The following is a 24,440-nucleotide window of genomic DNA, read 5'->3' as shown; positions in this document are numbered from 1 at the left end:
TGGCCGCCAGTGTATCGCCCTATTGCACGCCACACTCGACGGTGTGATACCGTATAACGTGGGTGGTTTATATACCTGTTCAGGGCCGCTCAGCGGCCCATTCCGAACCGACGGTGGCGCAACTCCGGCGTAATCTGGATGCGAGAGATGTCCTGCCCGGTCCGGTACCAGACGAACGCCGCCCTGGTGAACAGTTCTCGACACTCGATACGGACATCGCGGGGGTTGCCCCCGGTCCGCTCGTGAATATCCTCAATCGCAGCCCGGGTGAACAGGTCCGGGGTCTGTCCCTCGTAGGGTTCGTCCCGGAAGTACGCCAGTGAGCGAGCCGCGTACTCAGCCACGTCGTCCGGCGAGAACGGGTCAATGCCCTCGTAGTAGCGAAGCCGTGAGTCTAGCGTCCCACGAATCTCTGCGACCCGGCGTTTCCCCTCCGGTGTCCCCGTGAGAAACAGCCGAACGCCAGCGTCGCCGGCCACCTGCAGTGGCGACAGCAGGTCCGCCTCCAGCACCTCGATCTCGTCGACGACCAGCAAGAGCGTCTTACCGTCGTCGCGCACGCGACGGACGATCTCGTGGACGGCGTCTTTCGCTTCCGCCGTCGCCCACGGAATCCCGTCGCGGACCTGCGAGTAGTTTCGCTGGTCGATGGAGTAGCCCGCGGCGTAGGCGGCGGTCAGCACCGTCTGGTACAGCTTCCGGGGCGTCGTCTCGCGTGGGTTGTCCAGATGCGTGATGACAAAGCCCTCGTGTTTCGAGAGGTCACGCAGGACGATTTCCCGGAAGGCTGTCTTTCCGGTGCCGTAGGGACTCACTAGCCCGATGTGCTGGTCCTGAAGGAGCCAGGAGGTAACCTGGTTCAGCATCTCGGTGTCGTGGCGGACGTACAGCGGTTCGGGCATGTGGTCTAGCCCGGCTTCTTCGGTGAACGGGAGGTCGGTCACTGTGTCGGCGGTCCCGCCCAGCGCCTCGCCGAAGGCCAGCAGCCGCTGTTCGACTTCCTGCAACTGGTCCAGTAACACGCCGGCGGTGGCGCTCTCGGAACGTTCTTCCTCCTCGGACCGGAGCGATTCGAGCCGGTCCATGACCTCAGAGACCGACTGCCCCGCGCCGCTGGTCTCCGGTTGCTCTGTGTCGTCCACCACGGCTATCTCTCTCAGTGTTGCTGGTCAGGCGCGTTATATGTTACGCCCCGAATTTCGGGGAAGATAACGCGACCTACCGTCAGTTCCGAACTGACTACAACGGGAGCGGGAACGGAACTGACCCGTAGGCGTACCCTTCCATGCTGCCGTCCGGGCGGGCGCGGAAGACGATGGTCGGCGAGTAGCCAACATCGGGCTGTTCGCCGAAGACCCGCCGCCAGTCGTCGTCCGGGAAGGAACTGCAGTCGACCACGAGGACGGCTCCCGGGTGGGCCGCTAGCTGGTCGCGGGTCTTGGCGTCACCGGATGCTTTGACCGCGGCGATACCGGTGTTGACCTGCCGTCGGGACGGCGGCCGTGGGCGGGTGACCTCGACGAGCGTGTCCTCGACCCGGAAGTCGACGGAGTGGCCCGAATCCAGTTCGACCTCGGGTCTGATGTCGTTGCCCGCGTCGACGAGCAACTTGGCGACGTTGAACTCGCCCATCGTCGCCCGCATCCGCGAGAGGTCAAAGCCCTCGCTGGTCCCGAGTTTGCTCGCCATCGTGTAGCGGTAGTCGTCGAGTTCGCCGGTCGCGAGGAAGTCGTCGTAAAACGCCAGCCCGTCCGCCCGGTCGGCGTCCGGGAAGCCGCCGGCGTGATCTCGGAAGAACGTGCGGGTCGACTCCCGACCGTCCTTCGAGAGAAACACGGGCAGGAAGAAGTGAGCCAGCGTTTCGTACTCGGTGAGCCACGGGTCCTCGACCTCTAACTGGGCGAACAGTTCGCGCTGGACCCATTCGCTGATCTCGTCGGGCACCTCGTCGAACGTGTACTTCTCCGTCCGCCACAGCGTCTCCGGGGTCTCCGTGTTCCCGACCCAGTACGCGCGCTGGCCGTTCCAGCAAAACAGCGCGAGGTCGCCGTTATCCATCTCCAGTCGGCGCGCGGCCCACCCTTCCGGCGGGGCGAACCACGGACCGCTCATCGTCGCACCGAAGGTGTTCTGCAGCGGTGTCAGCAGATCCGTCCGCACCCGCTTCTCGCTCCATCGCTCGTTCGACTGTCGCAGACGTAAGGGACCAGCCACGGGTGCGTGTAGACGGTCAGCGGTCTTGGGCGTTCCGCCCTGTCAAAACGCCCCTGTTCGGACCGCTCGCCCGCTCTGTCAACCGTGTGGTACGGTTTCGGGGACCACCGTTACATTGATAGTCACTAACAGCCAAGTTTCACCGTGGTAACCTATGTCGATGGGAGCGTACGACGACGACGAACACGAACGCCGTGAACGCAAGAACAGCGAGGTCGATCTGTCGGAAGACGACGACCGGAGCACGTACCACGGGAGTGTCGACTACGACGGTGACGAGTCGACAGAAGAGTTGCTCGATCAGTTCAAGCAGATCAACTCTGACTGACGGCGGCCGTTCTCGACCGGTAGCGCAACAGCCCGACAGAGACGGCCGTCACGGCTGTGACGGCTATCACGTGGCCGACCAGCGCCGCGAGCAGCACCGGCTGGTTGAGCACAAACGGAACGAGCACGAGCTGGAGGACGCCAAAGCCCCATATCTCCAGATCGGCCCGGATGAACACCCGCGCCGTCTCGGGGTCGAACCGGTAGCGTGCCGACCGCCAGAGCCCGGTGACGCTGGCCCACCAGCCCGTGCCGATGCGGTAGCTCACATCCCAGAGGATGAGCAGCGTTAGATACACGACCAGCACCGGCGGTTCCGACCCGAACAGTTGGTCCAGCAGCGGCATCGAACTGACCTGCGGGTCGAAGACGAACAGGTGGGTGAGCAACGCCACGTACGCGAGGACGGACAACACGACCTCGACGTTCGAGGCGAACAACAGCGCGCGATAGGTCGGCGGCACGTCGATGCGGCGGATGAGCGTGCTGATACGGAGCATCTCCGCGCTCCCGATGGTGGCGACGAGCACGACGACCGTCCCGGCGATCGCGGCGCTCCAGACCCCGTAGTACCACGACAGGGCGACGATGGCGACCTCGAAGATGAGGAGCTGAATCGCCATCGCTGCCCACGTCGGCAGCCGAATCCCTGGCAGCGCGCCGATGATGCTCTCGTACACCCACGTCTCACCGTATTCGGGACGGGCGCTGTCGCCGCTCATCTGCCCGCACCACCCGTGGCCGCGGCCGCCTCTGCCGCTTCGCGACTCCGCGGCTCGCTGAGGGCCAGCTTGACCGCGTCTGCGAACGGCGTCAGGTCGACCGTGAACTGTGCCTGAGCGGCATCGGTGTCCGCGACCACTGGCGTCTTCAGTCCGTGGATGAGCGGTCGGGCGACGCTCGATGGCACGTCGGTCATGAGCGCGACCCAGTACGCCGATAGCTCCGGCGTCAACACCGGTATCGGCACGATCTTGGGCTCGCCGGTACCCATGACCCGGCCCGTTCGCTTCAGAATCTCCGCGTAGGTCAGCACTTCTGGCCCGCCGATTTCGTACGTCTCACAGGCTGTTTCGGGTGTGTCGAGCACATCGACCAGGTACGCGATGACGTCGTCGATAGCGATGGGATGACAGTCCGTGCGCACCCAACGCGGCGTGACCAGCACCGGCAGCCGCGTCGTTAGCTCGCGTATCATCCGAAAGCTGGCCGAGCCCGCGCCGATGATGATGGCCGCCCGGAACGTCGTCAGGTCGTACGCTCCATCCCGAAGAATAAATTCGACCTCCCGACGCGACCGGAGGTGCGCCGACAGCGTCTCGTCGTCCTCGCCGAGGCCACCGAGGTAGACGACCCTGTCGACGCCGGCCTCGTCGGCCGCCCGACGGAAGTTCCGCGCCGCGCGCCGGTCCCGCTCGGCGTAGTCGTCGCCCGCGCGCATCGAATGGACGAGGTAGTACGCGACGTCGACTCCGGCGAGGGCGGCGTCGAAACTGCCCGCGTCGAGCAGGTCACCCGCCGCTACGTCGACGCCGTCGGGCGGGGCGTACTCGCTCGGGTCGCGAACGAGTACGCGGACGCTGTGGCCGGCCGCGAGGAGCGCCGGGACGAGATGACCCCCGACGAACCCCGTCGCACCGGTCACGAGCACATGCATACCCTTCCTGCAGGACGGGACGGGGTTAAAACCGTGGCCTGTTCGTGTCGCACGTCAGGACTGTCGAACGAGCGGCTCGTACCAGTCGCGGTTGTCGCGGTACCAGTCGATGAACTTCGCGACGCCCTCCCGGATGGTGTGGTCCGGGTCGTAGCCGAGCAATTCCTCGGCGCGGTCGGTCGCGGCGTGGGTGTGTTCGGCGTCGGCGTCGTGGCGTTCCTCGTAGACCAGGTCGAGGTCCGGGTCGATCTGGTCGCGGATTTCCGTCGCGAGCGTCTTGATCTCGATGTTGTCCGTCGACCCGATGTTCACCGCTTTGCCGTCGGCGGCGTCCTCGTGCAGCAGCGTCATGTTCGCGTCGATGACGTCCTCGATGTAGGTGAAATCGCGCGTCTGCGTGCCGTCGCCGTAGATGACCGGCGGCTCGCCGTTGTGACACCGGGAGACGAAATTCGAGATCGCCATGTTCGGGCGCATCCGCGGGCCGTAGACGGTGAAATAGCGCAGCGCAACGGCGGGGAGGTCGTACACCTCGCTGTAGGCGCAGGCGTAGCGCTCGGCGGCCAGTTTCGACGCGCCGTAGGGCGAGACGGGCGTCGTGGGGTGTTGCTCGTCGTAGGGCAGGTACTGCGGCACGCCGTAGACGGAGGAGGAGGAGGCCATCACGAACCGCTCGATGCCCTCGTCGCGGCAGGCGTCGAGGAGGTTCAGCGTCCCGTCGACGTTGACCTCGTCGTACTTGCGGGGGTTCTTGACGCTCGGGCGGACGCCGGCCTGGGCGGCCTGGTGGTAGACGTAGTCGGCGTCGGCGACGAGGTCCGTCACCAGCTCCGCATCACGCACGTCGCCCTCGATGAACTCGTAGCTCCCGTCGCTGTTCCGGGCGGCCGCCTGTCCCGCTTCGACGTTGTGTTCCTTGATGTCCAGATCGTAGAACGGGTCGCGGTTGTCCAGCACGACCACGTCGTGGCTGTCGGCGGCGAACCGCTCTGCCAGGTGACCGCCGATGAACCCAGCGCCCCCTGTGACCAGTATTTGCATTATTTGGACGGTACCCATCGGACGACAAAAGTATGTCGAGAGTTAACCACGCTGAACTATTCGAAGGGGCCAGCTACCTTGAAGTGTATACAGTGCATAAAACTGGATAGTGGCCTCAAGAGCCTGCGACGGGTGCGATACGAACGTTTCGATAGCCGGCGGTATCGCCAACATCTGGTCGCAGGAATCCAGACCGACCGAGGGCATCGTCCTCGAACTCGGCGACGACACGGAGCATTTCCTCTGTTATGACTGCATCGACCGGTTGCCCGACGACCGGGACGTGACTGCGGCGGACGTGGCCGCGCTGTCCGCACAGGCCGACGACTGATCGTCGTTTCTTGCCTGGGTTACTGAGAACCGGACGCTGTCGCTTTTCGAGTAGTCTGATAAAACAAAGTGTCAGATGTGGTCGCCCGAAGGCGACCGGAAATCTGCCTTAGTTGCGGACGACGTTCGTCGCGCGGGGGCCTTTGTCGGCCTGTTCGATGTCGAATTCGATCTCCTCGCCTTCTTCGAGGTCAGGGCCGCCAACGTCTTCCATGTGGAAGAAAACGTCATCGTCCGCGTCCTCAGTCGAGATGAAACCGTAACCGCCTGTGTCGTTGAAGAAATCAACCTTACCGTTTGCCATTGCAAATATACGTACAGGGGGTATATGTATAAGAGTTCCGAGAGTATCAGTACCACGACCGTGTGCCTGTGAACACGACCCACTCCCCGTCATCTCGGCTAGCCGCCGACGCTCATCCAACGACAAGAAAGGTTTAGGCCGCCTCGTCCGTTGCTTTCTCGCGTGTACCCCGCGCGGATTACCGACGAGTTCCCGGCCCCCTCCTACCGGGGCAACCAGAAGCAGGCCCTCGCTGACATCCGTGCGGCCTTTGAGAGCGGCAAGGACGTGGTCCTCGTTCGCGCGCCGACCGGGAGCGGGAAGTCCCTGCTCGCTCGGGCTATCGCCGGCTGTGCCCGGACCGCGGGTGAGGCCGCCCCGGAACAGGTCGTCGACGCCTACTACACGACACCGCAGGTCTCCCAGCTGGACGACGTGGCCGAGGACGCCCTGCTCGAGGACCTCTGTGTCATCCGCGGGAAGAACAACTACGACTGCATCCTCCCCGGCGAGACGGACACGCCGGTGAACCAGGCCCCGTGCGTGCGCGAACGGAAGTTCGACTGCCAGGTCAAACACCGCTGTCCGTACTTCTCGGACCGCGCCATCGCCTCGAACCGCCGCATCGCCGCGATGACGCTGGCATACTTCATGCAGACCGCCGGCAGCGACGTGTTCGGGAAACGCGACGTGGTCGTCATCGACGAGGCCCACGGCCTGGGTGAGTGGGCCGAGATGTACGCCACCATCGACCTCTCGCCCGAGACCATCCCGATGTGGAACGACATCGACGTGCCCGACATCGGCGGGCTGGACGAGGCCGTCACCTTCACTGAACGGGTCGAACACCTCGCCGAGCGCCGGGTGAAGGAACTGCGGAACAAGGCGGAACTCACCGGCGACGAGGTGGCCGAACGTGACTCGCTGAACACGCTCCGGCAGGACCTCGGGTGGTTCCGCGAGGACTACACGGACACCGAGAGCGCGACGACGTGGGTCGTCGACCAGGCCGACGGCGAAAATGCCCCGGTGACAATCAAGCCGATGAACCCCGAGCGCTACCTCAAACACACCGTCTGGGACCGTGGCAACCGCTTCGCCCTGCTGTCGGCGACCATCCTCAACAAGGAGGCGTTCTGCGCGAACGTCGGTCTCGACCCCGGGAACGTCGCGCTCGTCGAAGTGGGCCACACCTTCCCCGTCGAGAACCGGCCGCTGTACGACGTGGCCCAGGGGAAGATGACCTTCGAGCACCGCGACGACACGCTACCGGACATCGCCCGCACCATCGTGCGCATCATGGCTCACCACCCCGACGAGAAGGGGCTGGTCCACTGCCACTCCTATGCTATCCAGGAGCAACTGAAGGAACTCCTCGACGACTTCGGGGTCGGCGCACGCGTCCGCACCCACGACAAGGAGGGCCGGGACGGGGCGCTCGCGGCGTGGAAGCGCAGCGACAACCCCGACGTGTTCCTCTCGGTGAAGATGGAGGAAGCCCTCGACCTGGAGGGCGACCTCTGTCGGTGGCAGGTGCTGTGCAAGGCCCCCTATCCAAACACCCGCGATTCCCGCGTCGCCCGACGCCTCGAAGACGACCAGTGGGGCTGGTACTACCGGACGGCACTGCGGACGGTCATCCAGGCCTGTGGCCGCGTCGTCCGCGCTCCTGACGACTATGGCGCGACCTATCTCGCGGACTCGTCACTGCTGGACCTCTTCGAGCGGGCCGACCACGACATGCCCGACTGGTTCCGCGCCCAGGTCGACCGCCTCTCCCAACCCGACCTGCCGCGGTTCGCGCCGGACCGGGCGCTTTCGGCGCTCAGTTCGGGGACCAAACGCCGGCACGACCGCTCGCGCTCGCGGTCCGGGGACGGCAACCACCCGCTGTCAGACGTGTGGGACTAGAAGAAGGCGAAGGCTAACCCGTAGACCACCGACGACCCGACCATCAGCCCGACCAGTATGATGGCGATAATCTGCTGTCTGTTCATGCCGTCCCCTTGACTACTCGCCTAATTAGGCGTTACGACCGTCTCTTCGGGGTGTGCTACTCGCTCTCCGACGTGGACTGCGTGCGTGAAGACGACCTACTCCACCCGAGCGTCGATAACGACGTGGGCGACACCCTCGCTGTACTCCTTGACGCGCCGGGTGTCCAGAATCTCGACGGCCCGGTCGGCTTCGCCGGCGGCCGCCTCCAGTCGCTCGACGGGGCGGTCGAACACGAGCGCGTCCGGCGTGGCCTCGTGCATGTGGAGGACGCCGCCGGGCGCGAGCGCGTCGAGCGCGCTGTCGAGGTACTCGTGGGAAGCGTCGGGCGGAGCCCGACTGTCCTCCGCGCGCGGCGCGGAGGCCTCGTAGTAGCCCATCACCACTCGGTCGGCCCGTCCCTCACTGACAAAGCCTGGCACAACGTCCCGACAATCAGCCCGATACGGGTGGACCCGCTCGTCCACATCGTTCAGCATGACGTTCTCGACCAGAAAGCGAAAGGCCGTGGGATTGCGCTCGACGGCGGTGACCTGCGCGCCGGCACGGGCCATCGGGAGCGTGAAGTAGCCGATGCCGGCGAACATGTCCAGCACCCGCTCGTCTGCCGCGACGATGTCGCCCATCCGCGCCCGCTCGGCCTTGTTGCCGGGCGAGAACATAACCTCGGCGAGGTCCATCGCGTAGCGCGTGCCGTGTTCGGTGTGGACCGTCTCAGTGTCGCCGTCGCCGGCGATGACTTCGACGCTGGGTTCGCGGTGCTCGCCGGAGATGCCGTGGCGGGCCAGCACCGTTTCGGCCTCGCCGTGGAGCGCCAGCAGCGCCTCGCCGACTTCCGCCGGCCGAGGGCTGTCGCCGATGTCGACCAGCACGACGGAGCCGAGGACGGCCCAGGAACTCGGCGCGGCAGCGATTTCTTCGTCGCTCCAGCCGCGCTCCAGGAGGTGGTCATCGAGCGTTCGGAGGCGGCGCTCGCCGACCTGCCGGACGATCTCCCGGAACTGCGTCTCCTGTGGCGGGGCAGTTACCGGGATGGCGACGCTGTCCTCGGTCCACTCGCTGACGCTTCTGGTATCGTCGTAGACGCCCTCGGCCCGTAAAGATTCGATAGCGACTTGCGAGCGAGGTTTGGCGACGACAGCGGCTAGCTGCTGGTCGTCCGTCTCGCCCGACTCGCGTCCGGCACCATCCTCACTCATCGGTATCCGTGTCGGCTCCCTCGGACGGGAGAATGTGCAACCCCGCGTGGCTCTTCAGCACCGGCACTTCGTTGGCGTCGGTGTCGAGGTAGTCCGGCCGCGGGACGGTCTTGCTCTCGAAGGTTTCGGGGTCTAACACCTGGACGGCGTTGTCGTCCTCGACGGCGACGAGAGTGGTCGTCTGGGCGTCTTCGCGGAATCCCAGCCGCCGGGCGTCGGGCGCTTCGCCGGCCTCGAAACTGGCCTCGTAGTCGTCGCCGGTCGCTAGCCGAACCCCTTTGAGGTTCCCCTGAACCGACCGGACCAGCACCGGCCCGTCGCCGTCCTCCGGATCGATTATCTCGCCCTGTCGGTACCTGGGCAGGCGGACAGCGTAGGTCATCCGGTACAGCTCCTGGCCGTCCTCGTCCTCGGAGATGAGTCGCCGCGAATCGGAGTAGGAGCCACCCAACTGGGCGGTGATGCGCTTGGCGATGCCCAGTCCCATCTGGTTGGTCGAGATCTTCATGTTCAACCCGTCGTCGACGGACTTCGTCTCGGTGATGAAGGCGTTGCGGTCGCCCGTCTCCTCGCGGGCGGCGATGTACTCTTCTGCGATCTCCTCGGCGCGCTCGCGTTCTTCGTCGGTCGGGTCGCGGCCATCGGCCCGTACCTGAACGATGCTGGCGAAGGAGCCGCCAGCGATTTTCCCGCAGCGCTTGCAGGTCTGCCGGGAGATGCGGACGGGGACGGTGACTTCCTCGGTGACCGGCGTCCCGCGGATGACGCCGGAGAACTCCGCGTGCATCCGGATGTTGTTCTTGTCGAGTTGCTCGGGGGCGACCTGCCAGGCGACCGACTGGGCGTCGACGTGGATACCGAGCGCCTCGCTGACCTGTTCGACGGCGATGTCGGTGTAGTCCTCCGCGCCGATGTCGACCCAGCGGTTTCCCTTGTGGACCGCGCCGCACCGCGAACAGACCCGAACCTGGATGGTGTCGGGGGCGTCCACCAGGTCGAACTCCTCGAAGTAGCAGGCGTCACAGAGGACGTGCTCGGAGTTGCGCTGGCCGCCGGCTCCAGCCAGCTCCGGGCGCTCGTCGGTGCCCTCCGGTATCTCGTCACCGCAGCGTGGACAGAACTCTCCCGACCGGCTCATTACCGGTCTTACTGTACTGAACTGTTTAAGCCGTGTGTTCCGCCGCCGCGGCAGGACGCCGTCGGCAGGTCCAGCACTGCTCCCAAGCGCTCACTCACCCGTGAGGGTCGGCGCTGCAATGTCGGCGTCGACGGCCTCACGCCAGTCGTATTCCGGCTCCCAGTCCAACAGGCCCTGCGCTTTCGCAGTTGAGAGCGCCGACTGGTCGTCGTCCAGTTCACACTCTGCGGGAAGCTCACCCCACTGCTCTTCCACGAGGTCAGCCGTCGGCCGGCCGACGTAGTTCTCGGCGGCGGCGACGTTGAACGCTTCGTGACCGCCGATGTCGGCATCGAGCGCCGCCGCGACAGCTGTCGCCACGTCGCGTACATCGACATACGACCAGCAGTTACCGGTGCCGCCGGCGAGGTCCCCCGTGGCCACGTCCCGGCAGTTGTACTCGCCGGGGTACTGAATCCACGACGGCCGTATCGACGCCACGTCAACGCCGTCGCGCCGGGCGACCATCTTCGCCACCTCTTCGCCGGCGACCTTCGACGTGCCGTACGGGTCCTCCGGCGCAGTCGGATGTGCCTCGTCTATCGGGAGATACGCCGGGAGCGGCGTCTCCTCGGCGAAGGCCAGTCCGTAGGCGCTCTCCGAGGACGCCCAGACGACGTCCGCGCCGGCCCGACCCGCCGCGTCGACGACGTTGTACGTCGCGGAAACGTTGGTGTCGAACACTCGCGTGCCCGCGTGGCGCTCCGGCGCCGGCAACGCGGCCCAGTGGACGACGGCGTCCGGCTCGATCTCGCTGAACAGGTCACGGACCTCGACGCCCTCAGTCACGTCGACGGCTTTGAAATCGATGTGCTCCCGCGTCGGGATTTCCCAGCCCGGGTGGTCCAGGTCCACGCAGACGACGTGGTACTCGCCGGCGAGGTGGTCACAGATCCAGCGCCCGGAACGTCCGCGCCCGCCAGTGACGACGACAGTGTCGGTCATGCATCCGGTTGTTGCCCCGAGAGTAAATGTGTGTGGACCATTCGCTGACAGTCCCTGGCCCTGCCGTGTGGTGCTTTCGCACGATAGCGAGGTTTTAGAGTGTCGACCGTCTATCACTGGGTATGGAGTGGCAAACAGACTGGGGGCTCCGTGGCCGGATGGTCCTGACGATGTTCCTGCTGTTCGCGCTATACATCGTCTTTCTCGGAGCGCTCACGCTGTATTTCGAGAACCTCGCGCTCATTGTGGTCGTCATGGGACTGTTCCTGGGCGCGCAGTTCTTCTTCAGCGACAAGCTCGCCCTGTACTCGATGGGGGCCCGGACGGTCGAACCGGAAGAGTACCCCGAACTCCACCGAACTGTCGACCGCCTGGCTCAGCAGGCCGACCTTCCGAAGCCGAAGGTCGCCGTCGCCGACTCTCGGGTGCCCAACGCCTTCGCCACCGGCCGGTCGAAAGACAGCTCGGCCGTCTGCGTGACGACCGGCATCATGAACACGCTGGACCAGGATGAACTGGAGGGCGTCATCGCCCACGAACTGGCCCACATCAAGAACCGCGACGTGATGGTGATGACCATCGCGTCGTTCCTCTCGACGATTGCCTTCCTCATCGTCCGATGGGGCTGGCTGTTCAGCGGCGGCCGCGAACGCGGCGGCCAGCAGGTGCCCGTCATCGTCGCCATCCTCATCTCGCTGGTCGTCTGGATCGTCTCGTTCCTCCTGATCCGGACGCTCAGCCGCTACCGCGAGTACGCCGCCGACCGCGGCGGCGCGATGATTACCGGCAAACCCGCCGCCCTCGCGAACGCGCTGATGAAAATCGACGGCCGGATGGACAAAGTTCCTAAAGAGGACATGCGCGACCAGGCGGAGATGAACGCCTTCTTCATCATCCCGATTAACGTCGGGTGGATTGGCCGACTGTTCAGCACCCACCCCTCGACGGAGAAGCGGATCGACCGCCTGCAGGACCTCGAACGCGAACTCGAAGGCCGCTAGTAGCGGTTGATTCTCTCACTGCCGTCTATGAAGTAGTACGTCTTCTCGTGGTCGCTACTGCGCAGAGCCAGAAAGCCCCGAGACGCTGGACTTCTGCGACTCGCTGCGCGCTTCGCTCATTCCATTCGCTCCAGTGCTTACGTCGTCTCGTACGCCCAGCGTCTCGCCCCTTTCAGTCCCACCCGTTTCGGCTGCTCAATCAGCTACAGGTCGGGGCTTTCTGGTTTTTCTACTACCTGTTCCTGAATCTGACTCCTCCCGCTAGAGACACAAACCACCTTGGTCCCCGGCCCGTAGAGGCTCGCATATGGGATTGCTCGACGGACTCAAGAGCGTCCTCGGGGTGAAAGCCGAGGCCGACGCGACACGCGACGCCGACCCCGACGATCTGTTCGGAATGAGTACCGCCTACATCACGATGGAGGCCGATCTGGGGTACGAACCAACCGGTGAGGCGGCGCTGTGTTTCGCTGACGTCGACAGCACGGACTTCCAGGACGCTGTCGACGAGGTGGAATCCATTCTCGACGCCGGGATGGTCGAGACGGGGACGCGGGCGACCTTCGAGACCGACGACCACGGCTACCAGTGGGTCGTGCTGCACGACGACGACTTCGAGGACCTGCTCACGTCGATCCACTTCGCCGCGGACACGCTCGTCGAGCGGCGCTACGGGTCGCGCCTGCTCGCGGCGCTGTTCGCGTTCGAGCACGCGCGCGACGACCAGACCGTCTACTGGGTGTACTCCTTCCGCCGGGGCGCGTACTACCCGTTCGCACCGGACCCCCACGACAGCCACGAGCGGGACACCTCCGCGGAGTTCAAACTGGACAGCAATCTCAGCGACGAGATCACCGTCGAGGACGACAAGGAGTACTGGTATCCGCTGTGGCCGGACCGCCCCGGCTACCACCCCTGGGAGTGAGATGCCCGACGGCGGCGTCGCTATCGGCGACCACATCCGGCCGACCGAGGCCGGCCGCGACAGCCGCGTTCCCGACGGCGTCTACCGCGTCGTCGGCACGAGCGAGGACGCGCTGACGCTGCTACTGGTCGGCGACGCGGCCGGCCGTCGCGTCCACACCGGCGAGGTGGTGACAGTCGCCCGCGGGGACCTCGACGCGTTCGAACCTGCCGAGAACCCGGACGTGAGTCGCCCGCTTGCCACACGCGTCATCTCACAGTTTGACGGCCTCCGGTGGTCGCTGTGGCTGCTCGGGCAATCGGTCCGGTCCAGACCGGTTCCCGGCGCGATTGCCATCGCCCTCCTCCTCGTCGGTGCGTTCGGCGGGGGGATACTGCCGGTGTCCGAGACGGCGCTGACCGGGCTCGTTCTGCTGGGCACGCTTCTGCTCATCTACCTCGCTCGGAAAGGGCCGACCTGACACCCCGTTCCCGCCACGCTCCGCCACCCTTCACTTCTAAAGCTCCCGATTCCGTTTCGAACCACCCCACTTCCGTCCCGCACTTTCACTTTCACTTTGGTGTTAACGAGGCTTTATACCCCCGGACGCACAAGGCACGTCCATGTCCGCAAGTGAGGACCTCGAAGAGCTGCCGGGTGTCGGTCCGGCGACAGCAGAGAAACTCGAAGAGAACGGCTACGACTCCTACCAGGGGATTGCGGTCGCCTCTCCCGGCGAACTGTCGAACACGGCCGACATCGGCGAATCGTCGGCGGCCGACATCATCAACGCCGCCCGCGAAGCGGCCGACATCGGCGGCTTCGAAACCGGGTCGACGGTGCTCGAACGCCGCGAGCAGATCGGCAAGCTTTCCTGGGGCGTCGACGAGGTTGACGATCTGCTAGGCGGCGGCGTCGAGACCCAGTCCATCACCGAGGTGTACGGCGAGTTCGGGGCCGGCAAGTCCCAGGTGACCCACCAGCTATCGGTCAACGTCCAGCTGCCGGCCGAACACGGCGGGCTGGAGGGCAGCGCTATCTTCGTCGACTCCGAGGACACGTTCCGTCCCGAGCGTATCGAACAGATGGTCAAAGGCCTCGACGACGAGGTTCTGGCAGACACGCTGGTCCTCCACGGCATCGTCGAGGACGAGGCCGACGCGGACCCCACCGACGAAGACCTGCTCGATGACCTCGTCGCTTCCGTACTGGAGAAGATCCACGTCGCGAAAGCGTTCAACTCCAACCACCAGATCCTCCTGGCCGAGAAAGCCCAGGAGATCGCCAGCGAGAGCCAGGACGAGGAGTTCCCCGTCCGCTTGCTCGCCGTCGACTCGCTAACCGCCCACTTCCGCGCCGAGTACGTCGGCCGTGGCGAACTCGCCGACCGCCAGCAGAAGCTCAACAAGCACCTCCACGACCTGATGCGGGTTGGCGACCTCAACAACACCGCCGTCGTCGTCACGAACCAGGTCGCCTCTAACCCCGACTCCTTCTTCGGCGACCCGACCCAGCCCATCGGTGGCAACATCCTCGGCCACACGTCGACGTTCCGAATGTACCTCCGCAAGTCCAAGGGGAACAAGCGCATCGTCAAACTCGTCGACGCGCCGAACCTCCCGGACGGTGAGGGCGTCATGCGCGTCGAAGAGGACGGCCTGCTGAACGAGTAGTCTGAATTCGCCGGGGCGGCCGTCGCCCACTGTCTTTTGCGTCGGTTCCTGCTATCGCGCTCCAATTTGTCCCGACTACAATGTGAATTGCTCCCGCAACACGACCCCTCTGTTTCACCTCGAACCCGCTCCCGTCCGGCGTCTTGCGGCCGTCTGACGGACCGGAGTGAATGTGAAACTTCACCAGCCTAACCGCCCGACGGCGATACATCTCCTATCGAAACGGAGGGGTAGCGGCCGAGAACTGGCAGACGGCTGTCTGGTTGTCGATGCTTTTTGAGGGGCAGTTGCCGACTGGAGATTTCGAGTCTATCCGTCGGCGCTCGAACGCTGACGATTACGCCGTACTAGAACGCAAAACGCAGTTCGCTGTGGCGGAATCAGTCGCCCGCCGACTTCATGCCCGTCTCTTCGAGGTCCGCACCGCCGACCGACGAGCGCAGGGCGTCCATCCCGTCGTCGCGGTCGATGCCGAAGTTGTCCCGGTACAGTTCCTGTACGCGGTCGTACTCCTCGTCGCTGAGCGGCGGCGTGTCGGGCGCGCCGGCCCACTCGTCGATGTCGGCGTTCGTCCGGAACGTCGGGGTGACCGACGCCACTTCGTCGTTGTAGAGGAGCCACTGGATGGCAGCCTGCCCCATCGTCCGTGCCCCATCACGCTCGAGGAACCGGATCTCCTCGACCTTCTCCCAGCCGGTCTCGTACCACTCGCTCGGCCGGTGGGAGCGGTGATCGCCCTTGCCGAGTTCCGTCTCGGGGGTCACCTGCTCGTTCAGCAGCCCCGAGGAGTGAGGGACGCGAGCCAGAATCGACGTGTCGGCGTTTTGCTCGCGGATGGTGTCGATGAAGTGCTGACCGGGGGTCTGCTCGAAGAGGTTGAAGACGGTCTGGAGCGCGTCGAACTCGTTGGCGACCGCGGCGTCGCCCTCGGCGAGCCAGCCGATAGAGGGGCCGAGCGCCCAGCCGATAGCGTCGACTTTGCCTTCCTCGCGGAGTTCGTCCAGCGCCTCCAGCACGTCCTCGTCGACCTCGTCGACGTTGGCGTTGTGGAGCATCAGCAGTTCGACGTGGTCCATGCCGAGGCGGTCGAGCGAGCGGTCAAAGGCAGTGTGAACCCACTCGGGCGTGACTTTCTTCGGGAGTTCGCCGTGACCGGCCTGTGGGTTGTTGTAGAAGTCGTAGCCGATCTTCGTCGAGACGGTGACCTCGTCGCGGTGTTCCGCCAGCGCCTCACCGATGATCTCCTCGCTGTCGCCGTGGCCGTACACGTCGCCGGTGTCGAAGAACGTCACGTCCTGGTCGAGCGCGTGCTGGACCATGTCGACGGCGTCCTCGCGAGTGCGGTCGCCCCACCAGTCCGTGCCGACGACCCAGGCACCGAACCCGACTTCCGAGACCTCGACGCCGGAGTTTCCGAGTGTCGCGTATTCCATATCCGCCATAGCGGCGCTGTCCACTTAGCCGTCTTGGTTTGCGGTGTCGGACCGCGTCCGAATCCGGAGCTCGGGGATGGCGATGTCATCAAGCAGTTCGACCGTGCCGTACTCGCGGCGGACCCACCAGTACAGCGCGGCCCCGCCGGCGCCGAGCAACGGGAGGGCGATGAGGCCCCCTTCGGGGCCGAACTCTCCGCCGGTGACCAGTGCGGGGCCGGTCGTGTCAGTCGAGAGCAGGGCGACGCCCATCCGGAGGCCACTGACGGGGAAGCCAAACAGCGCGAGCGTGTAGTTCCAGGCGACGTGGAAGCCGCTGGCGAGTCCGAGTCGTCCGGTCAGAACGTAACACGCGCCGAGCAGGAGGCCGTAGAGGGTGATGTTGGCCACGCTGAGCAGCGACGCGCCGGGGTTCGTCCAGTGGAGGAAGCCGAACAGCGCGCCCGTCAGTGCCGTTGCGGCGATGACCGCGCGCCGCTTGCCGACCCAACCGGCGAGACCCTCGGCCGCGTTCGTCAGGAGATAGCCGCGGACGAGCACCTCTTCGGCGGTCGCCTGCACGAGGAAGAACGCCCCCAGAACGAGGACGGCAACTGGCGGTCCGAACGCGGTCAGAGGAAGCACCCCGCTGTCGACAGTCGCGAGCGCGATACTGACCTCCACGAACCCCGCGGCCAGTTCGACGAGCAGAACCAGTGCCGGGAGCCCGATGCCAAGCACAAGGCCGAAGACGGCATCGCGCCACCACTGCCGGTCGAACCCCAGTCCGTAGTCACCGAGCGTCCGTCGGTCCAGCAGATAGCCGATACCGACTGCGACGGCCGTTGCGGCGGCGAAGACGCTGACTTGCCGACCGACGACGAACGCCGGCCCGGAGAGGTTCGCCACCTCCTGCAGTAGTCCCACAAGCCCAGCGACGACGATGAGGCCGAACCCGGTGAGGAACACCCAGACCGTGACCCGCCACGGCGCTCGCAGCCGGCGCTCCGCGGGATTGACAATGTAGCGCCGTATCTCCATGATGAAGTCCGACCTGACCATGTCATCGCCTGGAACGGCGGCGTCTTAACTGTGGCTTGCTCGCCGAACTCAGTGTCACACGGTGTCGTGACACGGGTGTTACTGGGTGGGTTTCACGTAACGGAAACCCCTATCTGCCCGCGAAGCTACGTACTCGACATGACGAAGCGTCACGTGTCGCTGCCACCGCTCGCCGAAGAGGGGCTCAGGGCGTTTATCGACGAGGTCGACGAACGCCTCTCCGGTGACGAGGACACCTGCGACGTTGTCACTGACGTGCTGGTCGACCTCCACGGCGACCGGGACGCCTACGAGCGCTGGCAGGACGGCGCGGATATCTCCCCGGCTGAGCGGGTCCGACTTCAGGGCTATGACCCCTGTAACACGACCCTCGAAAGCGAGTACTACGCCGAGAAAGACGAGGAGCGGTTCAAACGCTCGAAACACCTCCAGTGGCTCTGGCGGCAGTTCGACGCGACGCCGATGGCGGACAACGTCGAGTTCGCGCTCCGGTTCCGTCGGATGCTCGCCGACCACCTCTTCGAGTCCTGCGGCGAGGGCTGTCGCTTCTTCAAGGGCATCAGTTTCACCTACGGCCACAACATCGAGGTCGGCGACAACGTCGTCGTCCACGACGACGTCCACCTGGATGACCGCGGGAAACTCACTATTGGCGACCGCGTCTCCATCTCCGACGACACCCACATCTACAGCCACGACCACGACGCCGTCGACCAGACCCACGTCGACAACTACCACACCATCATCGAGGACGACGTGCGCCTGACCTACGACTCGATGGTCCGGGCCGGCGTCAAGATAGGGGAAAACGCCATCCTCGGCGCGAAATCCATCGCCGGCAAGGACATCCCCGCCCATCACATCGCCGCCGGCACACCGGCGAAGTCCCTGACGGTCAAGGACGGCTGGGAGTCCGTCGCGGACCCGATCGAGGGGGCGAACGTCGACCGCCGTGCCGAGCGGCAACTGTCCGTTGACCTGCCTGATAATCTGGAACAGTTCGACGAGTTCCAGCGCGACCTTTCACCGCCGGACCGCGAGTAGTCGCAGCGCCGCGTCGTCACTCCTTTTGTTGCGCCCGCCGACGATCACGTATGCAAAGCGTCGCGATCAACGTCGGAGCGAACACGAACGAGCCCGGCTTTCGCGGTCCGTTGTTTCCCGACGGCTCCTTCGAGTACATCCCGATTCCCGAGTCGAAACCGACCAGCGAGCCCGTGCCGACCTACGGCGACCTCGACCTGGGGACCGACGTTTCCGGGGTGGCCGATCAGCCGGTCCACTTCGACCCGGAGTTCCCGGAGGCTGGCGGCGAACGCTACACGTACGGGGACGAACACGGCGTGAAAGCGGGCCCGCTCTCGGACCTGTCGGCCGGTGACTACCTGTTTTTCTACGCGACGCTGTCGATGGCCGACGAGTGCCCGGCCTGGGCGTCACCGGAGTGGGGTGCCCACGTCATCGGTCACTTCCGACTTGCCCGCGACGCGGTGTCCGGTGAGGCGTACCGCAACCTCCCGTCCGAGGAACAGGCCCAGTTTGCCTCGAACGCCCACGTGAAACGCGACCCCTTCGACGCTCGCGTTCTCATTCGCGGCAACGCCGCCGGATCGCAACTGTACGACACAGTCGTCCCGCTGTCGGCACCGAGCGGCGGCACGGACGCGAACGAACTGGTCACCGACCTGTCGTCCGACTCGGGGAAGGGACCGTGGTGGCGACGGCCGATGCGGTTCGACGAAGTCGGTACAGAGCGGCTGCTCGAACTGGCTGATAGCCACCCCAGCGCCCTCGAACACTGACGCAGCCGAATGAGTTATCACCGGTGAAAATAGAAGGTGAAAGCATATGTCCAGACGGACTCAGGTAGCTGATATGCGTCTCTCTAGCGGGGTCCCCGGTTTCGACGAACTCATTGAGGGGGGGCTGCTCCCGAATCGGCTCTACGTGGTCAGTGGCCCGCCGGGCAGCGGGAAGACCACGTTCTGTTCACAGTTCATTACGCAAGGCGTCAAGGAGGGCGAGACGTGCCTGTACGTGACGATGCACGAGACCAAGTCGGAGCTCATGCAGGACATGGCCGGCTACGAGTTCGGCTTCGACCGGGCCATGCAGTCTGACGCCATCCAGTTCCTCAATCTCGTCACCGAGAGCGGGAAACGAACGATCACGCAGTTCGGCAGCGAGGGCGGCCTGACGAACCGGCTCGTCGCCTACATCAGACAGAATGACATCCAGCGGGTCGTCATCGACTCGACGATGCTGTTGCAGCACTTCATGAACGACGTCGAAGACGAGATCACGGGCTTCCTCTCCGCGCTGAAACAGACGGACGCGACGACGTTGCTCATCTCTGAGATGACCGACCCGTCCTCCTACAGCGACGAACACTACCTCGCCCACGGCGTCGTCTTCTTCCACAACTTCCTCGAAAACGGGAGCATGACCCGCGGCGTCCAGGTCATCAAGATGCGGGGCACCGCCATCGACTGTGACATCCGGGAAATCTCCTTCTCTGACGCCGGACTGCAGGTCCACGCTGATCGGAAAGTGGAGACATGAGCCGCTACGAGCGCGAGTTCGGGACCGATTGGGAAACCCTCGACAAGGACGAGGCGACCGACCGGGCCTACGCCATCGGTGTCGCCGAGCGCCTCGGGGAGTACAACCGCGAGGAGCTGGAAGCCATCTACGCCGAGATGAACTCGGCGTACCACAAGAGCATGGTCGAACTCGCGTACGACGAAGGGCGCAACGAAGCGAAGGAAGCGGCGGAGACGACCAGCGCCGACCGGGACGCCCTCTGGGCCGACCTGATCAACGGCGAGAAGACGTACATCGACGAAGACGACGTACCGACCGGCGGCCGCGACGGTCTGCCGTCGGCGCTCGACTCCTCGGAACTGCTGGACAGGCAGTCAGTCGACAGTACTGATGCCGTCGACAAGCCGGACTTTCTCGATAGGTAGCCGCTCCGGTGCGTATGTATTCATCGTCCCCGACAGCGCTGTCGCTCGTCTGTGTAAAAAACGAAGGGAGACGGGAAACCCGTCCAGAGCTGGGTGACCGTGTGCGGGGCGCGGTCAGCCGAAAGTGGCCGACAGGGCCGTTAGAAGGAGACTTCGTCAGGCCCGTCTTCGCCCATGCAGATCGGGTCGCGGTCGGAGTAGCCCTTCCGGCCGATGGCCTTGCTCGAGACGCCCGAGAACGCCGCGAACTCGGCGTCTTCCGCGCTCTCGAAGGTTTCCGGGGCCGACCGGCTCAGCGCGTCGCCCAGCCGTTCGGTGCCGTTTGGCAGTTCGAGCTCCATGTCGCCGTCGCCCTCGATGATTTCTTCGGCGGAAACCGGGTAGTCGTACGATTGGAAGGCGTCCGTTGCGTTGCTTAGCATTCGCATATCTCGAGAAAGTTCATGGTCGATAATAAACCTTCACTATAGATAATCATAATATCCCTTAATGCGTATAAGGCACTCACGTGCCGTGTGCCCGCGACACATGCATCCATCAGAAGCGGCTTCCTGCTGGGGGCTGTGGGAGTCATATGGTCGTCGCTGACTTGCACGTACACACGATCCGCTCCGACGGGACGCTCTCCTTCGACGAAGTCCCGGCCGCCGCGAGACGGGCGGGCGTCGAGGTTGTCGCCGTCACGGACCACGACCGCCTCCAGCCGCGGCTCGACGGCCCCGTCACCGAACGGGACGGTGTGACGCTTCTCCACGGTATCGAACTCCGCGTCGAAACCGAGACCCAGCGACTGGACCTGCTGGGCTACGGCGTCGACCCGACCGACGAGCTCCGGGCCGAATGTGAGCGCATCCAGCGCAACCGACGCGAGCGCGGCGCGCGCATCATCGATTGTGTCGAGGACCGTCTGGGCGTCTCGCTGCCCGTCGAACCGCGCGACGGCCTGGGTCGCCCCCACATCGCCCGTGCAGTCGCCGAGGTGTCGGACCACACCTTCCAGTCCGCGTTCGACGAACTCATCGGTGGCGACTGTCCCTGCTACGTCGCCCGGGAGGTCCCGTCCTTCGAGCGCGGCTGTGCAGTCCTCTCGGACGCGTGCGGGCTGGTCGGCCTCGCCCACCCGTTCAGATACCCCGATACGGCGGCCGCACTCTCCCGATGTGGCTCGCTCGATGCCGTCGAACGATGGTACCCGTACGGCCGTACGGTCGACGACAGCCTCGTCGACGACGCTATCGGGCGATACGACCTCGTGCCGACGGGCGGTAGCGACGCTCACGGCGAGACGCTGGGTAGCACCGGCCTGGACGCCGACGCCTGGGACCAGGTCCAAACAGCCCTCAGCGTCTGACAACCGGCAGACGGAACCCGAGGGTTCAATGTCGTCCGGGACTAGCATTCAGGTATGCAGTGTCACTACTGCGACCGTGAAGCTGACATCGCCGTCGAGAACGACGGCGTCAAGGTCGGTGTCTGCAAGACACATTTCCGTGAACAGATGGCGGAACTGGAAGACGCCGACTGGCTCGAAGACCTCGACGAAGAACTCGATATCGACCGACGCGAGTGATCGCCGCTCCGTTTCTCTGCTTCTGCCGTGGCGGAACTCCCAGTGCCACCGCTGTCGCCCGGTCTGACTAACGGTTAAGGACTGGCCGCCTGTATATGGCAACTATGGAAAAAGTCAGTCTCGACGCCGTCGAGTCGCGAATGGGGCCGGCGTCAGTCAAGCGGGCGCTCGCCGGTCCGCTCGGCACCGACGACATCGCGCTGAACTACTACGAACTGGCACCGGGCGAGTCCTTCGGCTTCGGCTACCACCGCCACCCGGACCAGGAGGAGGTGTTTCTCGTCCAGTCGGGCACAGCGACGTTCGAGACGGAGGACGGCGACGTGCGCGTTGGCGCCGGCGAGGCCATCCGCTTTGCCCCAGGGGAGTGGCAACGCGGCCACAACGAGGGCGACGAGCGTGTCGTTGCGCTTGCGCTCGGCGCACCACAGGAGATGGGCGACACGGACATGCTTCGGCACTGCGAGGAGTGTGACGGTCGCACGCACAACTACGTCGAGATGACGGACGACCGGGACGCACTCGTCACACGCTGTGAGGAATGTGACGCCGAGACCGGCCGGTTCACCTGACCGTCAGAAGGTACTTCGACGGCTTAGTCATCGGAAGCAGCGGCGGTGCCGGTCGCGTCACCAGTCTGACGCGCGGCGAACTCGGTGAAGTTGTCGAACAGTCGCTTGGCCTCGCAGGCGGCGCGGTAGTTCTCCTCGGTGACGCCGTCCAGCACCGCCTCGATGCGCTCGTCGGAGAGCTGGTCGTCCTTGCCCTTCGTCACGGTCTCGGCTGTCTCGGGGTCGTACTCGGGGTGGAACTGCACCGAGAAGACGTTCCCCTTCCGGAACCCGTGGACGCCGTAGTCGTTCTCGGCGAACGTGGTCGCGCCCGGCGGCACTTCGGCGACGCGGTCCGAATGCGTCGTGAAGACGGTGAAAGACTCATCGACGCCGGCGAGCAGTTCGTTCTCGCCGTCGTGTTCGACCGTCCGATAGCCGATCTCGTACTCGCCCATCGGCTCGACAGTCCCGCCGAGTGCGTGCGCGAGCAGTTGGTGGCCGAAACAGACGCCCAGGAACGCGATGTCGCGGTCAATTGCGTCCCTGGCCCAGGATTCGAGGTCCCGGATCCAGGGCTCGTCCCAGTAGACGGACGCGCGACTGCCAGTGACCAGACAGCCATCGAACGCGAAGGAGTCGGGCAGTTCGCGCTCGGTCACGTCGTATTCCACGAGGTCGGCGTCGAGTTCCCGCCGGAAGTTCCGGCGGTTGTCATCGCCGTCGTGGGCCGCGTTCAGCAGGGCGATTCGTGGCCTCATTACCAGTACGCAACGGCTCAAATCGTAAAAACATGCGTACCGACGGCAGTGATTGCCGCTCGCAGTGACGGGGACGCCGGCGTCAGTGCGACTGGGGGTTCAGCGGTCGCCGAGAACTATCGGATCTTCAGAACTGTCTCGCTGCGGGCCGTCGACTACGATATGCGCGTTACGTCCGGTCCGCTTCCGGGTTGTTCGTCCGCCGATAGGAGCCGACCATTTTCCACAGCGTGTCGTTGAGGTCGTCGTTGCCGGTTTCGCTCTCGATCTGGCGGTACAGGTTTTCCGAGACTTCGATACGAGGCATCGAGTGTGTATAGAGAGTGGGAGTAAATAAATCTCCGCTGACACGGAATCGAGTAAAAGCTTCAACGCGCCCTTCTAGGGGCCGTATAACCATTTGGCCCCGAAGAAGACGAACCAGGCCATCCAGATGCAGAAGATGACCAGCCACGTCCCGTACTGGACCGTCGGGTCCGGCACCAGGACGTACGCTACGACAAGCAAAGCGGCAATGCTCGCCGCGGCCGTGGCGTCCCAGCGGTCCAGTGCGGGCGGTGTGACCATCGGAGGCTACTGCGAGATGCCGTAGGTGTGATCGTCCCAGTCGTTGACGCCGGTGTCGTAGACCGCCTGCTCGCGGTCGATGGCGTCGATGCGCTCGCGGTCGGCGGCGTCGAGTTCCCAGTCGAACAGTTCGAGGTTCTGCCGGACGTGTTCGGGCGAGGAAGACTTCGGTAGAACCACCACGTCGTTCTCGACCGCCCACTTCAGGATGACCTGGGCCGGCGACTTGTCGTATTTCTCGGCCAGGTCCTGAATGACGTCGTCGGCGAACACCTCGGTCCGACCCAGCGGCGCGGCCGCCTCGACGACGGTGTCGGTGTCGCGGCAGAACTCGACGATCCGGTCCTGGGTGTTCCAGGGGTGGTACTCGATCTGATTGACGGCGATGGGCACGTCGGCGACGTGCTGGGCGGCCCCGAGCTGGTACGCGCTGAAGTTCGAGACGCCGACGTTGCGGACCTTCCCCTGGTCGTGGAGCGTCGCCATCGCGTCCATCGTCTCGCGGATGGAGGTCGCGGGGTTGGGCCAGTGGACGAGATACAGGTCGAGATAGTCGGTTCCGAGGCGGTCGAGGGACCCCTCGCAGGCTTCGATGACGGACTCGTAGTCGAGGTGCTTCGGCAGCACCTTCGACGTGAGGAACACGTCCTCACGGTCGTAATCGGCCAGGGCCTCGCCGATCTCCGCTTCGCTCTTGTAACCCTCGGCGGTGTCGACGTGGGCGTAGCCCGCGTCGAGCCCGGCTCGAACGGACTCCTGAACCGTGTCGCCGTCGATGTCCCACGTCCCGACGCCGACCATC

Annotated in this window: 30 protein-coding genes; 14 read left to right on the top strand and 16 right to left on the bottom strand. The window is 65.0% G+C overall.

Going from position 1 to position 24,440, the window contains the following annotated elements:
* Nucleotides 1-89: 89 nt before the first annotated feature.
* Nucleotides 90-1,085 carry an AAA family ATPase gene (locus tag ACOZ4H_RS01060; protein WP_424330319.1) on the bottom strand — a complete coding sequence of 332 codons (996 nt, stop codon included), beginning with the start codon at nt 1,083-1,085 and terminating at the stop codon, nt 90-92.
* A gap of 154 nt (nt 1,086-1,239) precedes the next feature.
* Nucleotides 1,240-2,214 carry a DUF5784 family protein gene (locus tag ACOZ4H_RS01055; protein WP_424327576.1) on the bottom strand — a complete coding sequence of 325 codons (975 nt, stop codon included), beginning with the start codon at nt 2,212-2,214 and terminating at the stop codon, nt 1,240-1,242.
* Nucleotides 2,215-2,368: 154 nt separating this feature from the next.
* Here ACOZ4H_RS01055 and ACOZ4H_RS01050 point away from each other — a divergent pair, with 154 nt between their 5' ends.
* Nucleotides 2,369-2,542 (top strand): DUF5786 family protein, encoded by a 174-nt coding sequence (locus ACOZ4H_RS01050; protein WP_004516474.1) that lies wholly within the window; start codon nt 2,369-2,371, stop codon nt 2,540-2,542.
* On the opposite strand, the gene ACOZ4H_RS01045 is transcribed toward ACOZ4H_RS01050, so the two are convergent.
* Genes ACOZ4H_RS01045 through ACOZ4H_RS01035 form a run of 3 tightly spaced genes read right to left on the bottom strand, consistent with a single transcriptional unit; the run spans nt 2,529 to nt 5,239 of the window.
* On the bottom strand, nt 2,529-3,263 hold the full coding sequence (locus tag ACOZ4H_RS01045) for a DUF7530 family protein (protein WP_424327575.1): 735 nt from the start codon (nt 3,261-3,263) through the stop codon (nt 2,529-2,531). The two genes, ACOZ4H_RS01050 and ACOZ4H_RS01045, sit on opposite strands and share 14 nt — an antisense overlap.
* Nucleotides 3,260-4,198: an NAD(P)H-binding protein gene (locus ACOZ4H_RS01040; RefSeq protein WP_424327574.1), complete on the bottom strand. Its 939-nt coding sequence runs from the start codon at nt 4,196-4,198 to the stop codon at nt 3,260-3,262. The genes ACOZ4H_RS01045 and ACOZ4H_RS01040 overlap by 4 nt, the downstream gene beginning before the upstream one ends.
* Nucleotides 4,199-4,252: 54 nt before the next feature.
* Nucleotides 4,253-5,239 (bottom strand): SDR family oxidoreductase, encoded by a 987-nt coding sequence (locus ACOZ4H_RS01035; RefSeq protein ID WP_424327573.1) that lies wholly within the window; start codon nt 5,237-5,239, stop codon nt 4,253-4,255.
* A gap of 109 nt (nt 5,240-5,348) precedes the next feature.
* Between ACOZ4H_RS01035 and ACOZ4H_RS01030 the strand changes: the two genes are divergently transcribed.
* A complete protein-coding gene (locus ACOZ4H_RS01030) occupies nt 5,349-5,570 on the top strand; it encodes a DUF7561 family protein (RefSeq protein WP_165897349.1) in 222 nt (73 codons plus the stop codon).
* A gap of 108 nt (nt 5,571-5,678) precedes the next feature.
* Here ACOZ4H_RS01030 and ACOZ4H_RS01025 read toward each other — a convergent pair whose 3' ends face one another.
* Complete coding sequence (locus ACOZ4H_RS01025; protein ID WP_004516469.1) at nt 5,679-5,873, bottom strand: cold-shock protein; 195 nt, start codon at nt 5,871-5,873, stop codon at nt 5,679-5,681.
* A gap of 162 nt (nt 5,874-6,035) precedes the next feature.
* On the opposite strand from ACOZ4H_RS01025, the gene ACOZ4H_RS01020 reads away from it, so the two are divergent.
* The gene (locus ACOZ4H_RS01020; RefSeq protein ID WP_424327572.1) at nt 6,036-7,763 is read left to right on the top strand and encodes a helicase C-terminal domain-containing protein; all 1,728 of its coding nucleotides are present in this window, start codon (nt 6,036-6,038) and stop codon (nt 7,761-7,763) included.
* 182 nt (nt 7,764-7,945) lie between these two features.
* On the opposite strand, the gene ACOZ4H_RS01015 is transcribed toward ACOZ4H_RS01020, so the two are convergent.
* The 3 genes from ACOZ4H_RS01015 to ACOZ4H_RS01005 form a co-directional block, all read right to left on the bottom strand.
* Complete coding sequence (locus ACOZ4H_RS01015; protein WP_424327571.1) at nt 7,946-9,046, bottom strand: class I SAM-dependent methyltransferase; 1,101 nt, start codon at nt 9,044-9,046, stop codon at nt 7,946-7,948.
* Nucleotides 9,039-10,184, bottom strand: coding sequence for a 60S ribosomal export protein NMD3 (locus tag ACOZ4H_RS01010; protein WP_424327570.1), 1,146 nt, complete (start codon nt 10,182-10,184; stop codon nt 9,039-9,041). The genes ACOZ4H_RS01015 and ACOZ4H_RS01010 overlap by 8 nt, the downstream gene beginning before the upstream one ends.
* Before the next feature lie 90 nt (nt 10,185-10,274).
* Nucleotides 10,275-11,168 (bottom strand): NAD-dependent epimerase/dehydratase family protein, encoded by an 894-nt coding sequence (locus ACOZ4H_RS01005; protein WP_424327569.1) that lies wholly within the window; start codon nt 11,166-11,168, stop codon nt 10,275-10,277.
* Between the two features lie 122 nt (nt 11,169-11,290).
* Between ACOZ4H_RS01005 and htpX the strand changes: the two genes are divergently transcribed.
* From htpX to radA, 4 genes are all read left to right on the top strand, one after another.
* Nucleotides 11,291-12,169, top strand: coding sequence for a zinc metalloprotease HtpX (htpX, locus tag ACOZ4H_RS01000; RefSeq protein ID WP_424327568.1), 879 nt, complete (start codon nt 11,291-11,293; stop codon nt 12,167-12,169).
* Between the two features lie 307 nt (nt 12,170-12,476).
* Nucleotides 12,477-13,094, top strand: coding sequence for a PspA-associated protein PspAB (gene pspAB, locus ACOZ4H_RS00995; RefSeq protein WP_424327567.1), 618 nt, complete (start codon nt 12,477-12,479; stop codon nt 13,092-13,094).
* A 1-nt stretch (nt 13,095) separates the two neighbouring features.
* Nucleotides 13,096-13,554, top strand: a complete 459-nt coding sequence (locus ACOZ4H_RS00990; protein ID WP_424327566.1) for a hypothetical protein — start codon at nt 13,096-13,098, stop codon at nt 13,552-13,554.
* 142 nt (nt 13,555-13,696) lie between these two features.
* Nucleotides 13,697-14,746, top strand: coding sequence for a DNA repair and recombination protein RadA (gene radA, locus ACOZ4H_RS00985; RefSeq protein ID WP_424327565.1), 1,050 nt, complete (start codon nt 13,697-13,699; stop codon nt 14,744-14,746).
* Nucleotides 14,747-15,126: 380 nt separating this feature from the next.
* On the opposite strand, the gene ACOZ4H_RS00980 is transcribed toward radA, so the two are convergent.
* Both ACOZ4H_RS00980 and ACOZ4H_RS00975 read right to left on the bottom strand, forming a co-directional pair.
* A complete protein-coding gene (locus ACOZ4H_RS00980) occupies nt 15,127-16,179 on the bottom strand; it encodes an aldo/keto reductase (protein ID WP_424327564.1) in 1,053 nt (350 codons plus the stop codon).
* Nucleotides 16,180-16,203: 24 nt separating this feature from the next.
* The gene (locus ACOZ4H_RS00975) at nt 16,204-17,220 is read right to left on the bottom strand and encodes a lysostaphin resistance A-like protein (protein ID WP_424327563.1); all 1,017 of its coding nucleotides are present in this window, start codon (nt 17,218-17,220) and stop codon (nt 16,204-16,206) included.
* A gap of 138 nt (nt 17,221-17,358) precedes the next feature.
* Between ACOZ4H_RS00975 and ACOZ4H_RS00970 the strand changes: the two genes are divergently transcribed.
* The 4 genes from ACOZ4H_RS00970 to ACOZ4H_RS00955 all read left to right on the top strand — a co-directional run bounded on the left by ACOZ4H_RS00970 (nt 17,359) and on the right by ACOZ4H_RS00955 (nt 20,189).
* Nucleotides 17,359-18,264: an acyltransferase gene (locus tag ACOZ4H_RS00970; protein WP_424327562.1), complete on the top strand. Its 906-nt coding sequence runs from the start codon at nt 17,359-17,361 to the stop codon at nt 18,262-18,264.
* A 50-nt stretch (nt 18,265-18,314) separates the two neighbouring features.
* A complete protein-coding gene (locus ACOZ4H_RS00965; RefSeq protein WP_424327561.1) occupies nt 18,315-19,022 on the top strand; it encodes a hypothetical protein in 708 nt (235 codons plus the stop codon).
* 73 nt (nt 19,023-19,095) lie between these two features.
* Nucleotides 19,096-19,782 carry an RAD55 family ATPase gene (locus ACOZ4H_RS00960; protein ID WP_424327560.1) on the top strand — a complete coding sequence of 229 codons (687 nt, stop codon included), beginning with the start codon at nt 19,096-19,098 and terminating at the stop codon, nt 19,780-19,782.
* Nucleotides 19,779-20,189: a hypothetical protein gene (locus tag ACOZ4H_RS00955; protein ID WP_424327559.1), complete on the top strand. Its 411-nt coding sequence runs from the start codon at nt 19,779-19,781 to the stop codon at nt 20,187-20,189. Before ACOZ4H_RS00960 ends, ACOZ4H_RS00955 begins: the two co-directional genes overlap by 4 nt.
* Nucleotides 20,190-20,329: 140 nt before the next feature.
* On the opposite strand, the gene ACOZ4H_RS00950 is transcribed toward ACOZ4H_RS00955, so the two are convergent.
* Nucleotides 20,330-20,617 (bottom strand): DUF5789 family protein, encoded by a 288-nt coding sequence (locus tag ACOZ4H_RS00950; protein ID WP_004590034.1) that lies wholly within the window; start codon nt 20,615-20,617, stop codon nt 20,330-20,332.
* Nucleotides 20,618-20,763: 146 nt separating this feature from the next.
* Here ACOZ4H_RS00950 and ACOZ4H_RS00945 point away from each other — a divergent pair, with 146 nt between their 5' ends.
* From ACOZ4H_RS00945 to ACOZ4H_RS00935, 3 genes are all read left to right on the top strand, one after another.
* Entirely contained in the window at nt 20,764-21,540 is a 777-nt protein-coding gene (locus ACOZ4H_RS00945; protein WP_424327558.1) for a PHP domain-containing protein, read from the top strand.
* Nucleotides 21,541-21,594: 54 nt separating this feature from the next.
* The gene (locus ACOZ4H_RS00940; RefSeq protein WP_004516452.1) at nt 21,595-21,759 is read left to right on the top strand and encodes a DUF6757 family protein; all 165 of its coding nucleotides are present in this window, start codon (nt 21,595-21,597) and stop codon (nt 21,757-21,759) included.
* A 104-nt stretch (nt 21,760-21,863) separates the two neighbouring features.
* Entirely contained in the window at nt 21,864-22,331 is a 468-nt protein-coding gene (locus tag ACOZ4H_RS00935; protein ID WP_424327557.1) for a cupin domain-containing protein, read from the top strand.
* Nucleotides 22,332-22,354: 23 nt separating this feature from the next.
* Here the strand turns inward: ACOZ4H_RS00935 and ACOZ4H_RS00930 are convergent, their stop codons facing one another.
* From ACOZ4H_RS00930 to ACOZ4H_RS00915, 4 genes are all read right to left on the bottom strand, one after another.
* Nucleotides 22,355-23,071, bottom strand: coding sequence for a type 1 glutamine amidotransferase (locus tag ACOZ4H_RS00930; RefSeq protein WP_424327556.1), 717 nt, complete (start codon nt 23,069-23,071; stop codon nt 22,355-22,357).
* 169 nt (nt 23,072-23,240) lie between these two features.
* Nucleotides 23,241-23,378: a hypothetical protein gene (locus tag ACOZ4H_RS00925; protein ID WP_424327555.1), complete on the bottom strand. Its 138-nt coding sequence runs from the start codon at nt 23,376-23,378 to the stop codon at nt 23,241-23,243.
* 74 nt (nt 23,379-23,452) lie between these two features.
* Nucleotides 23,453-23,638, bottom strand: a complete 186-nt coding sequence (locus ACOZ4H_RS00920) for a hypothetical protein (RefSeq protein WP_424327554.1) — start codon at nt 23,636-23,638, stop codon at nt 23,453-23,455.
* Nucleotides 23,639-23,644: 6 nt separating this feature from the next.
* Nucleotides 23,645-24,439: an aldo/keto reductase gene (locus ACOZ4H_RS00915; RefSeq protein WP_424330318.1), complete on the bottom strand. Its 795-nt coding sequence runs from the start codon at nt 24,437-24,439 to the stop codon at nt 23,645-23,647.
* Nucleotide 24,440: the final 1 nt, after the last annotated feature.

Origin of the sequence: Haloarcula amylolytica (genome assembly GCF_049705545.1) — an archaeon.
Classification (GTDB): domain Archaea; phylum Halobacteriota; class Halobacteria; order Halobacteriales; family Haloarculaceae; genus Haloarcula; species Haloarcula amylolytica_B.
This window is presented reverse-complemented; position numbering and strand designations above follow the sequence as displayed.